Annotated in this window: 12 protein-coding genes and 1 tRNA gene; 5 read left to right on the top strand and 8 right to left on the bottom strand. The window is 63.4% G+C overall.

Features of this window, described 5'->3' with window-relative positions:
- Positions 1-4: 4 nt before the first annotated feature.
- The 3 genes from edd to SPBM01_RS05830 all read right to left on the bottom strand — a co-directional run bounded on the left by edd (position 5) and on the right by SPBM01_RS05830 (position 3,798).
- Positions 5-1,831, bottom strand: a complete 1,827-nt coding sequence (gene edd / locus SPBM01_RS05840) for a phosphogluconate dehydratase (protein ID WP_188064418.1) — start codon at positions 1,829-1,831, stop codon at positions 5-7.
- A complete protein-coding gene (gene zwf / locus SPBM01_RS05835; RefSeq protein ID WP_188064417.1) occupies positions 1,824-3,287 on the bottom strand; it encodes a glucose-6-phosphate dehydrogenase in 1,464 nt (487 codons plus the stop codon). Before zwf ends, edd begins: the two co-directional genes overlap by 8 nt.
- A gap of 82 nt (positions 3,288-3,369) precedes the next feature.
- The gene (locus SPBM01_RS05830) at positions 3,370-3,798 is read right to left on the bottom strand and encodes a MerC domain-containing protein (protein WP_262504342.1); all 429 of its coding nucleotides are present in this window, start codon (positions 3,796-3,798) and stop codon (positions 3,370-3,372) included.
- A 157-nt stretch (positions 3,799-3,955) separates the two neighbouring features.
- Here SPBM01_RS05830 and SPBM01_RS05825 point away from each other — a divergent pair.
- A tRNA-Leu gene (locus tag SPBM01_RS05825) sits at positions 3,956-4,040 on the top strand.
- Between the two features lie 108 nt (positions 4,041-4,148).
- Here the strand turns inward: SPBM01_RS05825 and SPBM01_RS05820 are convergent.
- A complete protein-coding gene (locus tag SPBM01_RS05820; RefSeq protein WP_188064416.1) occupies positions 4,149-5,285 on the bottom strand; it encodes a pyridoxal phosphate-dependent aminotransferase in 1,137 nt (378 codons plus the stop codon).
- 65 nt (positions 5,286-5,350) lie between these two features.
- Here SPBM01_RS05820 and SPBM01_RS05815 point away from each other — a divergent pair, with 65 nt between their 5' ends.
- Positions 5,351-5,614: a hypothetical protein gene (locus tag SPBM01_RS05815; protein WP_188065576.1), complete on the top strand. Its 264-nt coding sequence runs from the start codon at positions 5,351-5,353 to the stop codon at positions 5,612-5,614.
- Here SPBM01_RS05815 and trmB read toward each other — a convergent pair whose 3' ends face one another.
- From trmB to SPBM01_RS05795, 4 genes are read right to left on the bottom strand one after another with little or no spacing between them, the layout of a single operon-like run.
- Complete coding sequence (gene trmB, locus SPBM01_RS05810; RefSeq protein ID WP_188064415.1) at positions 5,615-6,310, bottom strand: tRNA (guanine(46)-N(7))-methyltransferase TrmB; 696 nt, start codon at positions 6,308-6,310, stop codon at positions 5,615-5,617.
- 45 nt (positions 6,311-6,355) lie between these two features.
- Complete coding sequence (locus SPBM01_RS05805; protein ID WP_188064414.1) at positions 6,356-6,673, bottom strand: DUF3325 family protein; 318 nt, start codon at positions 6,671-6,673, stop codon at positions 6,356-6,358.
- Positions 6,663-8,249: a PepSY-associated TM helix domain-containing protein gene (locus tag SPBM01_RS05800; RefSeq protein WP_262504341.1), complete on the bottom strand. Its 1,587-nt coding sequence runs from the start codon at positions 8,247-8,249 to the stop codon at positions 6,663-6,665. The genes SPBM01_RS05805 and SPBM01_RS05800 overlap by 11 nt, the downstream gene beginning before the upstream one ends.
- On the bottom strand, positions 8,246-8,656 hold the full coding sequence (locus SPBM01_RS05795) for a hypothetical protein (RefSeq protein WP_188064412.1): 411 nt from the start codon (positions 8,654-8,656) through the stop codon (positions 8,246-8,248). The genes SPBM01_RS05800 and SPBM01_RS05795 overlap by 4 nt, the downstream gene beginning before the upstream one ends.
- On the opposite strand from SPBM01_RS05795, the gene SPBM01_RS05790 reads away from it, so the two are divergent.
- The 3 genes from SPBM01_RS05790 to SPBM01_RS05780 all read left to right on the top strand — a co-directional run bounded on the left by SPBM01_RS05790 (position 8,655) and on the right by SPBM01_RS05780 (position 14,669).
- The gene (locus tag SPBM01_RS05790) at positions 8,655-10,940 is read left to right on the top strand and encodes a TonB-dependent siderophore receptor (RefSeq protein ID WP_188064411.1); all 2,286 of its coding nucleotides are present in this window, start codon (positions 8,655-8,657) and stop codon (positions 10,938-10,940) included. The genes SPBM01_RS05795 and SPBM01_RS05790 overlap by 2 nt on opposite strands.
- A 95-nt stretch (positions 10,941-11,035) precedes the next feature.
- The gene (gene alaS / locus SPBM01_RS05785) at positions 11,036-13,693 is read left to right on the top strand and encodes an alanine--tRNA ligase (protein WP_188064410.1); all 2,658 of its coding nucleotides are present in this window, start codon (positions 11,036-11,038) and stop codon (positions 13,691-13,693) included.
- Positions 13,694-13,727: 34 nt separating this feature from the next.
- The gene (locus SPBM01_RS05780; RefSeq protein ID WP_188064409.1) at positions 13,728-14,669 is read left to right on the top strand and encodes a glutaminase; all 942 of its coding nucleotides are present in this window, start codon (positions 13,728-13,730) and stop codon (positions 14,667-14,669) included.
- The last annotated feature ends 91 nt before the right edge of the window (positions 14,670-14,760 follow it).

Genomic DNA, 14,760 nt, shown 5'->3' with positions numbered 1-14,760 from the left:
CCAGTTAGATCTCGGTTTCCATCGCGGCCAGCAGCGGCGACGCGCCCTGTTCGGCCAGGTCGCTATGATGGCGGAACAGCGCGAACAGTTCGCGGCCCGTATCATAGGGCGGGGGCGGGGCAGGGGGGATGTCCCGCGCGGCCCATTCGCCCGCATCGACCATCGCCTCGATCACGCCATGCTCTGCGCACACCCGAACCATGTCGCCATCACGCAACTTGCCGATCGCGCCTCCGCCCAGCGCTTCGGGCGAAAGGTGGATGGCGGCAGGCACCTTGCCCGACGCGCCGGACATGCGCCCGTCGGTGACGAGTGCGACCTTGAAGCCGCGATCCTGCAACACGCCCAGCGCCGGGGTCAGCTTGTGCAGTTCGGGCATCCCATTGGCCTTTGGTCCCTGAAACCGCACGACGACCACGACATCGCGTTCCAGTTCGCCCGCCTTGAACGCGCGCAGCACATCGTCCTGATCGTGGAAGATCGCGGCAGGTGCCTCGATCGTCCAGAGCGCCGGATCGACCGCACTGACTTTCATGACGCAACGGCCAAGGTTACCCGCCAGCAGCTTCATGCCGCCATCGGCGCTGAACGGGTTGGACACCGGGCGCAGGATATTTTCATCACGCGACACCGGCACATCGCGCCATTGCAGCGCTTCGTCCTCCAGCACCGGCTCCTTGCCATAATCGGTCATGTCGCCGCGCGCGACGGTCATGATGTCGCGGTGGAGCAGTCCGCTGTCCAGCAATTCGCGGATGATGTAACTCATGCCGCCTGCCGCGTGGAAATGGTTCACATCGCCCGATCCGTTGGGATAGACGCGCGCCAGCAGCGGCACCACGTCGGAAATCTCGGCAAAGTCGGTCCAGTCGATACTGATCCCAGCCGCGCGCGCAATGGCGGGCAGATGGATGGCGTGATTGGTCGATCCACCGGTCGCCATCAGGCCGATGATGGCGTTCACGATCGCCTTTTCATCGACGCAATGGCCCAGCGGACGATAGTCGTCGCCGTCCCACCCAATGCTCGCCAGCCGATGCGTCGCTGCCCGCGTCAACTCGCTGCGCAGCTTGGTGCCGGGATTGACGAAGGAGGCGCAGGGCATGTGCAGCCCCATGACTTCCATCATCATCTGGTTGCTGTTGGCCGTGCCGTAAAATGTGCAGGTGCCAGCGCCATGGTAACTGGCGCTTTCGGATTCCAGCAATTCGTCCTTGCCCACTTTGCCTTCGGCATAAAGCTGGCGAATGCGGACCTTTTCCTTGTTGGCCAGCCCCGATGGCATCGGCCCGGCGGGGATCAATATCGTCGGCAAATGACCAAAGCGCAGCGCGCCCATCAACAGCCCCGGCACGATCTTGTCGCAAATGCCCAGCAGCGCCACACCCTCGAACATCGCATGGCTCAGCGATACGGCGGTCGACAGCGCAATGGTGTCGCGGCTGAACAGTGACAGTTCCATGCCCGACTGCCCCTGCGTCACGCCATCGCACATGGCGGGGACGCCGCCTGCGACCTGCGCGGTCGCACCGACTTCGCGCGCGGCGATCTTGATCTGTTCGGGATAGCGGCCATAGGGCTGATGCGCCGACAGCATGTCGTTATAGGATGTGACGACGCCGATGTTCATGGCCCGCCCGGTGCGGATGGCTGGCTTGTCCTCGCCACTGGCGGCAAAGGCGTGGGCCAGATTGCCGCAGGACAGTTGATCGCGGTTCGTGCCAGCGTCCCGACCCCGTTCGATGAGGTCGAGATAGGCACGGCGACGCACCGCGCTGCGCTGGACGATACGCTCCGTCACCTTGGCGATTACCGGGTGCATTTCAGTCATGCCAGCTGGCTCCGTCACGTTCGATAAGGGCAATGGCCGATGATGGACCCCAATTGCCGGAAGAATAAGCGGAAGGCTTCATGTTCGCCTCTTTCCACCCGTCGATGATCGAATCGATCCATGTCCACTGCGCCTCCACTTCGTCGCGGCGCACGAACAGGGTCTGGTCGCCGGCCAGCAGGTCGAGGATCAACCGTTCATAGGCGATCCGGCGGCGCTGCCCGGCAAAGGCGGCGGTCAGCGACACGTCCAGCGTCACTTCGTCCAGCAGCACCTGCCGTTCCAGCCCCGGACGCTTGCTCATGATGAGCAGGCGAATATATTCTTCGGGCTGCAAGCGGATGATCAGCGTGTTCGGCTCCAGCCCCGATCCATGACCATCGCGGCCAAAGATGCTGTGCCGCACCGGCTTGAACTGGATCATGATTTCGGACTGGCGCGCGGGCATCCGCTTGCCGGTGCGCAGGTAGAAGGGGACGCCCTGCCAGCGCCAGTTGTCGACAAAGGCCTTGAGCGCGACAAAGGTTTCGGTGTCGGACGGCTTGCCCAATTCGTCGGCATAGCCAGTGACGATTTTGCCGCCGACGGCCCCTGGCGTATATTGGCCGCGCACGCTGTGGGTCTTGACCGTTTCGGCGGTCATCGGGCGCAGCGACCGCAGCGCCTTGACCTTTTCATCGCGCACGGCGGTCGGGTCCATCCGCGCGGGCGGTTCCATCGCGATGATCGACAGGATTTGCAGCATATGGTTCTGCACCATGTCGCGCAGCGCGCCGACCCCGTCATAATAGGAAACGCGGCCTTCCAGCCCGACCGTTTCCCCGACCGTGATCTGGACATGGTCGATGCCGGTCGCATTCCACAGCGGTTCGAACATCAGATTGCCAAAGCGCAGCGCCAGCAGGTTCTGGACCGTTTCCTTGCCCAGATAATGATCGACGCGGAAAATCTGTTCTTCGACGAACAGGCCGCCAATGCCGTCATTCACTTGCCTGGAGGAGGCCAGATCCTTGCCGATCGGCTTTTCCATTGCGATTCGGGTCTTGGGCGTGATCAGGCCCGCTTGCGCCAGCCCCTGCGCGGTCGGGGCGAACAGCGATGGCGGCGTGGACAGATAGACCGACAGGCCGCGATCGAGCCGCCCGTCGATGCGTTCGGCCAGCGCCGTGAACTGATCGGCATTGCCCGCCTCGACTGGCTGATACTGGATCATCGCCCCGAAACTGGCGGCGATCGTGGTATCATAGCGGTCGGCGGCGAGGAATTGTTGCAGCGCCGCGTCGACATCGGCGCGAAAATCTTCGTCCGACATGTCCGACCGACCCGATGCCAGGATCAGGAAGTCGTCGGGCAACAGCCCGTCGGACAGGAGATTGTAGAGCGAAGGAAAGATCATGCGGCGCGCAAGGTCGCCGGTGGCGCCGAAAAGCAGGAACGTAGCAGACGGATCGGTCAAAGGATGGTCCTTCTCCGTTGAAGTTATCTATGTCTGCACGATGGCGTCCTTATACCGTGCGCGGATCATAGCGCAAGAGAGGCTATCGGGCCGGTCGCGCAACCGCAACCGTCCGCGTGCCGCGCCGCCAGTTGAGAATATGGGCAGCGGCGAGCAGCGCGCTTCCTGCCACGGTCAGGGCCGCTTCCGACAGTGATTCGCGCGTCAGGAAAGCACCGGCCGCCATCAGCGTCAGGCCCGAAATGCCCATTAAGACCGGACTTTTGCCGCTGCGCTGGCGTCCCTTGATCAGCGCGAACAGGCTGGTCGGAACGGCAAGGGCCAGCATGACGATATGAAAGGATTCGCCCGGATCGACCCGGCTGGCCAAAGCAGGCAGCAGAGCGAACAGCAGCGGCAGGCCCAGGCAATGGAGCGTGCAGAGCGAGGACGCGCACAGCGCGAATCCATCCAGCCATGATCCCCGGCGCTTCATGCGGGGGGCCGAATCCTTGTCATCACAGGCGATCATGTCAGTCCAATATAATGATATATAGTTACATCTGAACGCCGCATCTGGTGCCGCCGACAGGCTTAGTCAATGGCGTTATGGACGAAGTTTGCGAACTTCGCTGATTTTCGGCTGGACGCCGCGCCCGCTTTTTGTCATCTGGCGGCTCCCAAGCCGTGCGGGCGTGGTGAAACTGGTAGACGCGCCGGACTCAAAATCCGGTTCCGCAAGGAGTGTCGGTTCGATTCCGACCGCCCGCACCATCTTTGTTTGGGCCTCAGACGCCGGGCGGCGGCATCCGCCGCCTTGGCTTCCCTCGCATAAGCTCGGACGGCCGTTCGGCCTTGCGGACCCTTCGGGTCCGTTGCAGCCTAGCGTTTCGCCTGCGCCTGAAACCATGGGATCAACCGCGCTATCGCGTCCTCCACCCGGTCGGTGGATACCGCAAAGCTGAACCGCATGAAGCGATGGCCATCGACCGGATCGAAATCGATTCCCGGCGCAGTCGCGACCCCGGTTTCGCGCAGCAATTTCTGGCAGAAGCCCAGGCTGTCGTCGGTCAAATGGCCAATGTCGGCATAGATATAAAATGCCCCATCGGGCGGCGCGATGGTGGCCAGGCCCAGCGCGGGCAGGGCGTCGAGCAGCAATTGCCGGTTGCGCCGATAGGTATCGACATGCCCGTCCAGTTCATCCGTGCAATCGAACGCTTTCAGCCCCGCCTGCTGCGCCAGCACCGGCGGGGTCAGAAACAGATTGCCCATCCGCGCCCGCGCCGCGTCGATCAGCGCGTCCGGCACGACGATCCAGCCCAGCCGCCATCCCGCCATACTGAAATATTTGGAAAAACTGTTCACGATCACGGCGTCCGGCGCAAACTCCAGCATGGACCGGGCAGGGTCGCCGAACGACAGGCCGTGATAGATTTCGTCAGATATGATGCGGATGCCGCGCGCACCGCAAACCTGCGCGATACGCTCCAGTTCCGCCGCCGGGATAATTGTGCCGGTCGGGTTGGCGGGACTGGCCAGAATCAAGCCATCAGGCGCGGGGTCGATCGCGGCCAGCGCGTCGGCGCTGATCTGATAGCGTTCCGTGGAGCCACAGGCGATTTCGATCGGCTCCAGATAAAGCGCCTTCAATGTATTGCGATAGGCGACATAGCCCGGCCGTGCCGTCGCCACCCGCGCGCCCGGCGCAAACAGGCTGGTCAACGCCAGCACCAGCCCCGGCGACGCGCCGCAGGTCAGCAGGATGCGTTCGGGATCGACGCTGACGCCATGACGGTCCTGATAATGCTGCGCGATCCGTTCCTTGAGCGCAGGACTTTCCCAATAGCCCATCGGGTCGGTGTCCAGCACATGATGCGCCATGGCAATGGCGGCCGCTGGCGCGCCGGTCGATGGCTGGCCGAATTCCATGTGCAGGATGGAACGGCCCTGCGCGGCAAGGGCGTGGGCTTCGCGGCTGATGGCGATGGCGTGGAAGGGGGCGATGCTGGCGATCATGGCATTTGCCTAGAGGGGGCAGCGTGTCGCTGCAACCTTGGCCATCGTCGCTGCGTTATGGGGCGATGAACGAAACGGTCCTGACGGCCCTGCAATATTATGGCGCTGGCGCGGCGACGCTGGCGGCGCTGGTCGTGTCGCTCAATCTTGGCCGCCGGATTACCGGATGGGCGTTCGTCCTGTTCGTGACCAGTTCTGCCGCGCTCATCCTGTGGGGGTTTTTGGCGCAGGACAGCGAGGGGATCGGGTGGCAGAATGTCGCGCTGTTGGTCATCAACGCGGTCGGCGTGTGGCGCTATTTGTTTTCGCGGCATAAGCCCCAGGATTGATCAGCGACGCCGATACCGGAAATACCAGACCTCATGGCCCAGGCTGCGTGCCTTGGCTTCATAACGGGTTTCGGTCCATCCGCCAGGACGATTGAGGAAATCCTTAGGATCGCTGGCCAGCCAGTCGAAATCGGGATGGCCGTTCATTACCATCAGCGCCCAACGCAGATAGACCGGATGGTCGGTGCCGAAACGGAATTCGCCGCCCGGTTTCAGCTTGCGCGCGATCATCGCGACCGGGCCGGGGTTCATCATTCGCCGCTTGGCATGGCGCGCCTTGGGCCATGGATCGGGATGGAGCAGGTAGACGAAGCTGAGCGATCCATCGGGGATGCGGGCCAGAACTTCGAGCGCGTCGCCCATATGCAGGCGGACATTGCCCAGCGCCTTGTCCCGCACATGCGCCAGTGCGGTCACGACCCCGTTCAGGAACGGTTCGCAGCCGATGAAGCCATGGTCGGGCAGCATGTCCGCGCGTCCGGCGAGATGTTCGCCCCCGCCAAAGCCGATTTCGAAATGTAGCGTGCGATCCGTGCCGAACAGGCTGGTGGCAGTGACGTCGCCTTCGTCCGGCACGGAAATGGCGGGGAGGAGCGTTTCGACCAGTTCCTGCTGGGCAACGCGCAGCTTATGGCCGGACTGGCGGCCATAGAGGCGGTTGAGCGTGGTGGGATCGCCGGATTTATGCGCTGTCATGCGCGCGCCGATAGCGGGCGCGACGGGGCGGGGCAAGGGGCGGTGTCAGGCCATGGCGGAGACGAGGGCAAGGCCAAGCGCGGGCGCGGCCAGCAAAAGAGCGACGCGCGGACGCCAGGACAATAGCAGCACCAGCGCTGCGCCGCCAAGGCACAACTGGCCGATCCACGCGACGATGCCCAATGCCGGGCCAAAGCGCAGGATCGCGATGACGGCGGCGCAGGCGATCAGCAGCCAGCCAAGCAAGCGGGCACTTTGCGGTGATGGCATCAGCGGCAAGGGCGGCGTGGGCCGGTGCTTCTTCATGCCCAGCGTCAGGCTGGCCAGCGCGGCATAGCCGATCAGGCCGGGTTCAATGGGCATCGGCTGTTTTCCGTTGTGTGATGGGGAGTTTGGAACGGCGGCGCGGTGCGGGCCTGACTTTCTTATGCCCGGCGCGCCATGCGGCAAGGCCCAGCATCGCGGCGATCGCCAGCATCGCAGCATCGAACGCGACGAACAGCCAGTCCCCCTGCGTGATGCTGGCGATCAATCCGCGATCCGTCGTCGCCATGTTGATGATCGGCAGGGCCAGAAAGGCCAGTGCGGACAAAGCGAGCAATTCCGTCCAGGCGCGCTTGACCGGGCGCAGCAGCGACAACCCGGACAGCCCGAACCAGGTCCAGAACATCGTAGCGACTTCCATCGCTTCGCGCCCCGGCAGTTGCGCCGGGATCAGGCGATTGGCGAGCAGATAGGCGGCCATGCCGGTGGGCAGGCAGGCGATGGCAGCGATATTCAGCCGTTCGACCAAGCGGAAGCCGAAAAAGGGCTTCGCGCCGGGTTTGCGCCGTTTTGCGGTCCACAGCAGCAGCCCGGTGCCGACCATTGCCGCACCGGTCAGCCCCAGCAGGAAATAGGTCCAGCGCATGACCGGCCCGGCAAACTGGCCGATATGCAGGCCCAGCATCACCCCGGCGGTCGTGACGGCTGCGCCCGGCGCGGGCGAACCGGAGAGGCGCGCGCCGGTCGCGCCGGAAAAGGTGATGGAAGCCGCGCGTGCGTTGAGGCTTTCGCTACCGTCGCGCAGCAGGGTGACGGTAGCGGCTGCGTCATTGGGATGGCGGATGATGATCCTGCCGGGACGACCGCCCTGCCATTCGCGCGCCGCCGCCGCGATCAAGGGCGCGATCGGGCGGAGCATGGCGGAACGACCCGACGCTTCGCCATCGCGTTCTGCGCCATAGGCTTCGGCAGCGAAGGCCTTTGGTTCCTGGTAATTGGCGGCGATCGGCCAGGGCATATACATCAGCACCAGCGTGATGAGGCCGGTATAGGTGATCATCGCATGATAGGGCAGGGCCAGCACCGCCGACACATTATGCGCGTCCAGCCAGCTTCTCTGCCCCTTGTTCCAGCGCAGCGTATAGAAATCGACGAAAATCCGCTTGTGGGTGATGACGCCCGACAGGATCGCCGCCAGCATGAAGATGGCGCAGACCCCCGCCAGCCAGCGCCCCCAGGGATGGGGCAATTGTAGCTGGAAATGGAAGCGGTAGAAATGTTCGCCGCCGCGCGTTTCGCGCGCTTGCAAGGGCGCACCGGTCGCCGGGTCCAGCCGGATTTCGCGGCGCTTGGGACCGGGCGGTGCCTTGGCATTGGGGATGGCGAAGATGCGAGTGATGGCCGTGCGGTCGTCGGGCAGGTAGATATACCATTGGGTATCGTCGGGCGAGCGCGCCTGCATATAGGCGATCGCCGTTTCCGCCGCGCGGGTGGGGGATACGGCGGCGGGGCGGAGTTCTGGCTGCATCCATCGGGTGATTTCCGGGCGGAAATAGCTGGCCGTCCCGGTCAGGAACATGGCGAACAATATCCACCCGGCCAGCAGCCCCAGCCAGGTGTGAATCCACGCCATCGACTGGCGCAATCCTTTGGCACTTTCCTTTGCGGGGGTCACAGGCGCGGTCCCATCAAAAGCGACAGCGAGATGGACAGTATCGCGCTGCCCCAGATCCATGCCGCAACCCGTACCAGCCGAGGTTCGTGGAACGCCCATAGCGCGATGGTGGCATAGAGGAGGAAGGAGACGATCATTCCCCACACCGTCGCTTCGGCCCGCGCGACCGGCAGCAACCGCGCGATCAGAGATGCCACCCCCGCCGCCGCCGCATATCCGCCCAGCAATGCAGTCAGGCAACGGCCCGTCATTGCCCATCGGCGTCGGGTGGTGCGGGTGAAATGGTGATGCAGTTGGCGGATCGGCACGTTTCTTCCCCGGTTGGTCGCTGGCTTGCCTGTAACGCCGTCACCAGCTAATCGCAATTGCGAATCATTCTGAATATCATTCGCAAAGGGGTTTGCCATGGTTTATACGTCCGTCCGCCGCGCAGCATCATTGTTATGCGCCACCGCCATTGCGCAGGCCATCGCGCCCGGCATCGCCAGCGCCGACGAATCGGCCGCTGGTAGCGCCGACACGATCATCGTTACGGGGCTGAAGGAAAACCAGACCGGATCGGGGACCAAGACCGACACGCCGTTGATGGCGACGGCGCAGAGCATCACCATCATTGACAATGACGAGATGGTTCGCCGCAACGTGCTGTCGATCAATCAGGCGCTGGGCTATGTCGCGGGGGTTTCGCCCAACCAGCGCGGGGCAATGGTGACGCGCTACGACCAGCTGATCCTGCGCGGCTTCTCGCCGGGCGTCTATCTGGACGGGATGCGCCTGATCGCCGGACCCTATTCCACGCCGCAGATCGATTTCAACCGGATCGACCATATCGACGTGGTGAAGGGACCGGCATCCGTCCTTTATGGCAATTCGACCCCCGGTGGCCTGGTCAACCTGACCAGCAAGATGCCGCAAGCCACTGCATTTGGCCGGTTCGAGGGGCAGTTGGGCAATTATGATACGGTCCGGGTCGCAGGTGATATGAACCAGCCGCTGGACAAGGATGGCCGGCTGATCGCGCGGGTCTTGGGCGGGTGGCAGAAATCGGATGGGTTGACCGACGGCACATTCAGCGAGCGCTATCATGTCAGCCCGATGCTGAGCTTCGCGCCTGACGCGGCGACCAGCTTCACTTTGGTGGGCGCCTATCAACATGCGCCGAGCGGCGGCGGCTATTCGGGCGTTCCGGCCTATGGCACGGTGTTGGACAATGGCGGGCTGGGCAGCTTGCCGCGCGACATCAATACCGGCGATCCGGGTTATGAACGCTATAACCACAAGGCAAAGTCGATCGCCGCTTTCTTCCGCCATGCGTTTAACGAACATCTGACCGTGCGGTCGAATTTCCGGTTCCAGAATAACAAGCTGTCCTACCGCCAGCTTTATGTCGCAGGCTTTGCAACGACGGGGGCGGGGGCCAGCCGCAACAGCAATTATGCGATCATAACGCGCGGCGGCGGCGGCGCGGACGAGGATTTTGATACGCTGACGCTGGACAATCATCTGAACGCCAAATTCGCGACCGGCTTCATCGACCATAATATGCTGGTGGGTGTCGATTATCAGCGGATCACGGGCGAAAATGTCCAGCAGTTCAACACCGGGCAGACCAGCAACCCGTTGACCAGCATCCCCAATCTCAGCCTGTTCGCGCCGACCTATGGCGGGACGTTGCCGACGTTCGACCTGACCGCCTTGTCCAGCGCTTACGTCAATAGTTATAGCAAACGGGACCAGTTGGGCGTCTATTTTCAGGACCAGATGAGCATTGGTCGCCTCAAGCTGATCGCCAGCGGGCGGCAGGACTGGTATGATCAGACCACGTTGAACAAGAAGAACAGCGCCGTCACCCGGCTGGCGCAAAGTGCCTTCACGATGCGGTTAGGTGCGTTGTACGAATCCGAATTCGGCCTGTCGCCCTATCTCAGCTACGCCGAATCCTTTGAGCCGCAGGCTGGCACCACCTGGCAGGGCGACCCCTTTGTCCCCGTCACCGGGCGGCAGTATGAGGCGGGGCTGAAATATCAGCCGATCGGCACCAGCGCGATCTTCACGGTGTTGGCCTATGATCTGTGGCGGCAGAAGGTGCCGGTGACCGATCCGCAGGCCGGTGTCGGCGGCATCCCCAGCACGTCGCAGATCCAGATTGGCGAAGTGCGGGTGCGCGGCGTGGAGTTTGAGGCGCGGGGCGAGCTGACCCCCGGTTTCGATATCGTCGCGGCGGCCAGCTACACCGATGCGATCATCACGCAGGGCGCGCCTGCCGTGGCACCCACCGCGACCAATAGCGGAACGCCGACGACCACCGGCACGCGCCAGCTTGGCACGCCCAAATGGGCGGCTTCGACTTTCCTGTCCTATGATTTTGCCAAGGCGAACAAGGCAGGCGGCCCGCTGTCGGGGCTGAGCGTTGGCGCGGGGTTGCGCTATGTCGGCGGGTCCGATGGCACGACCACTTATGCGATCATCAACAATGTCACGACGTTCCGACGTTTCCATACCGATGGCTTCATTCTGGTCGATGCGCTGATCGGCTACGACCTGTCTAAGCTGGGCCTGGATGGATGGAATGTCGCGATCAATGCGGCCAATCTGTTCGACAAGACGCATATCAGCGCCTGCCCGTTCAACAACAGCTGCTATTATGGTGCGCCGCGCACGGTTGTAGGGTCGTTGCGCTTTAACTGGTAGAATAAGCCGGGCCGGTCATGCGGGTGGCATATTTGTGTGGGAAGCGATGAAAAGCCCGGCTTGTGCGGCGGGCCGCTTCCCACTAAATCGCCCTCATGACATCGACCAACGACATTCGCCGCTCCTTCCTCGACTATTTCGGGGCCAACGGCCACACCATCGTCCCGTCCGCGCCTTTGGTGCCGCACAACGACCCGACGTTGATGTTCGTCAACGCAGGGATGGTGCCGTTCAAGAATGTCTTTACCGGGCTGGAAACCCGCCCCTACAAGACCGCGACATCCAGCCAGAAGTCGGTGCGCGCGGGCGGCAAGCATAATGATCTGGACAATGTCGGTTATACCGCGCGCCATCATACCTTCTTTGAAATGCTGGGCAATTTCAGCTTTGGCGATTATTTCAAGGAACAGGCGATCACCCATGCCTGGACTTTGTTGACCAAGGAATGGGGTCTGTCGCCCGACAAGCTGACCGCGACCGTCTATCACACCGATGATGAAGCGTTCGACCTGTGGCGCAAGATTGCGGGCCTGCCCGAACATCGCATCATCCGCATCCCGACCAAGGATAATTTCTGGGCGATGGGGGATAGCGGGCCGTGCGGTCCCTGTTCGGAAATCTTTTATGACCATGGCGACCATATCTGGGGCGGTCCGCCCGGATCGCCGGAGGAAGATGGCGATCGCTTCGTCGAGATCTGGAACCTGGTGTTCATGCAATATGAACAGGAAGCCAATGAGATCGTGAGCGAATTGCCCAAGCCTTCGATCGACACCGGCATGGGGCTGGAGCGGATCGCCGCCGTCATGCAGGGCGTGCATAATAATTATGATACCGACACGTTCAAGGCGCTGATCGCCGAAAGCGGCGCGATCACCCGCACCGCGACGGATGGCGAATTTCAGGCCAGCCATCGTGTCATCGCCGATCATCTGCGCTCGACCAGCTTCCTGATCGCCGACGGGGTTCTGCCCGCCAATGAAGGGCGCGGCTATGTGCTGCGGCGGATCATGCGCCGGGCGATGCGCCATGCCCATATCATCGGCGCGAAGGATCCGCTGATGTATCGCCTGGTCGGCAGCCTCGTTTCGGAAATGGGCGGCGCCTATCCCGAACTGGTGCGGGCGCAACCGCTGATCGAGGAAACGTTGCGGCGGGAGGAAACCCGGTTCCGCAAGACGCTGGAAAACGGCCTGCGCCTGCTGGACGAGGCGACCGCCGGTCTGGGTGAAGGCGCGACGCTGCCCGGCGAAACCGCGTTCAAGCTGTATGACACGTTCGGCTTCCCCTACGACCTGACCGAGGACGCGCTGCGCACGCAGGGGCTGGGCGTGGATCGTGCCGGTTTCGACGCCGCCATGGCCGAACAAAAGGCCGCCGCGCGCGCCGCGTGGAAGGGGTCGGGCGAGAAGGCTTCGGACGAAATCTGGTTCGATATCGCTGAAAAAGCGGGCAATACCGAATTTGTCGGCTACACCGCCACGCAGGGCGAAGGCGAGGTTCTGGCCATCGTCAGGGACGGTGTGAACTTCGATAGCGCGTCTGCGGGTGACAGCGTTCTGATCGTCACCAACCAGACGCCTTTTTATGGCGAAAGCGGTGGCCAGATGGGCGACGCTGGCACGATCACTTCGCTGGGCGGCCTGTCCGCGAAGGTCGAGGATACCGCCAAGCCGCTCGGTCGCGTCCATGCGCATCGGGCGACGATCGAGGCGGGAAGCATCAAGGTCGGCGATACGGTCCATCTGGCGGTCGACACTGACCGGCGTGACCGGGTGCGCGCAAATCACAGCGCCACCCATTTGCTGCACGCGGCGCTGCGCCACCGTTTGGGCGCGCATGTCACGCAAAAGGGCAGCATGGTGGCGGCCGATCGCCTGCGGTTCGACTATTCCCACCCCGAAGCGCTGACCCAGGCCCAGATCGCGCAGATCGAGGCGGATGTGAATGCGCAGGTCCGCCATAATGAGGAAGTCACCACGCGGCTGATGACACCGGACGACGCCATTTCGGCGGGCGCGATGGCGCTGTTCGGTGAGAAATATGGTGATGAGGTGCGCGTCCTGTCGATGGGGCGCGGCGATGAACTTAGCTATTCGGTCGAACTATGCGGCGGCACGCACGTCCGCGCGACCGGCGACATTGCCCTGTTCAAGATCGTGTCAGAAAGCGCCGTGTCGAGCGGTGTGCGGCGCATCGAGGCGCTGACCGGCGAAGCGGCGCGGCTGTGGCTGTCCGATCGCGAGGACCGGCTGCGCCAGTCGGCCGCGACGCTCAAGACGTCGCCCGAAGATGTGCCTGCGCGCATCGCTGCGCTGGTCGAGCAGAGCCGCAGACTGGAGCGCGAACTGGCCGAGGCGAAGAAGGCGCTGGCGCTGGGCGGCGGCGCAGGTGGCGCGGCGCCCGCCGGACCGGAGCAGGTCGGCAAGATCAGTTTTCTGGCGCAGGTGATCGACGGGCTGGACCCCAAGGAATTGCGCGGCATCGTGGATGGCAACAAGACGACGCTAGGCAGCGGCGTGTCGGCGATCGTAGCCGTGGTCGATGGCCGCGCGACTATTGCGGTGGGCGTGACCGACGATCTGACCGGCACGATCAGCGCGGTCGACCTGGTGCGCGTTGGCGTCGAAGCGCTAGGCGGCAAGGGTGGCGGTGGTCGCCCCGACATGGCTCAGGGCGGCGGACCGGACGGTGACAAGGCTCAGGCGGCTGTCGATGCCGTGAAGGCGGCTCTGGCGGGCGTGGCGGCCTGACCGGGCGGAGGGGCGGCATGGCCGTGGCGAAGCGATGATCGACCTGCACGGCATCGTCGCGGACATCGTCGCCGCCATGGCGGCGCAGGACGAGCGTGGCACGGTCGCCGACTATATCCCCGAACTGGCCAAGGTCGACCCGGCGCAGTTCGGCATTGCCATCGCCACGGCAGACGGCGGATTGCTGACAGGCGGGGATGCCGACATCGGCTTTTCGGTCCAGTCGGTGTCCAAGGTGTTTGCGCTGACGCTGGCGCTGGGCAAGGTCGGCGATCAGTTGTGGGACCGGGTGGGGCGCGAGCCGTCGGGCAATGCGTTCAACTCCATCACCCAGCTGGAACATGAACATGGCATCCCACGCAATCCGTTCATCAATGCAGGCGCGATCGTGGTGGCCGACGTCAATCTGGGCGGGCATCAGCCGCGCGTCGCGATTGGCGAGATGTTGCGCTTCATGCGCTATCTGGCGGGTGATGACAGCATAGCGATAAACGAAGCGGTAGCCGCGTCGGAAACCGCGACCGGCTTTCGCAACATGGCACTGGCCAATTATATGCGCGCCTTCGGCAATGTGCGGCATCCGGTCGATCTGGTGCTGGGCAGCTATTTCCATCAATGCGCGATCGAGATGAACTGTCGGCAACTGGCGCTGGCCGGACGCTATCTGATGCTCGACGGGCGGCATCCTGGCGGGGGCAGGGTTATTTCGCCGCGCCGCGCACGGCGTATCAACGCGCTGATGCTGACATGCGGCCATTATGATGCTTCGGGTGACTTTGCCTTTCGCGTGGGCATTCCCGGCAAGTCTGGCGTCGGTGGGGGCATCCTGGCGATCGTGCCGGGGCGGGCGTCGATCGCGGTCTGGTCGCCGGGCCTGAATGCCAGCGGCAATAGCTGCCTTGGCACGCTGGCGCTGGAGGAATTGGCGCGGCGCACGGGATGGTCTGTGTTCAGCCCGCCGGAAGAAGGCGATTGATCCTGTAGGGTGATGGTTTGAAGATTGGGAGCGACCCTTGCGGGCTGTCGGCAGAGATAGGAAATATCTGTGCTTTTCTTCCTTTTCCGGT

Source organism: Sphingobium sp. KCTC 72723 (assembly GCF_014280435.1).
In the GTDB taxonomy this organism is placed as follows: Bacteria; Pseudomonadota; Alphaproteobacteria; order Sphingomonadales; family Sphingomonadaceae; genus Sphingobium.
The sequence above is the reverse complement of the archived record's forward strand: the minus strand, read 5'-3'. Positions and strand labels throughout refer to the sequence as shown.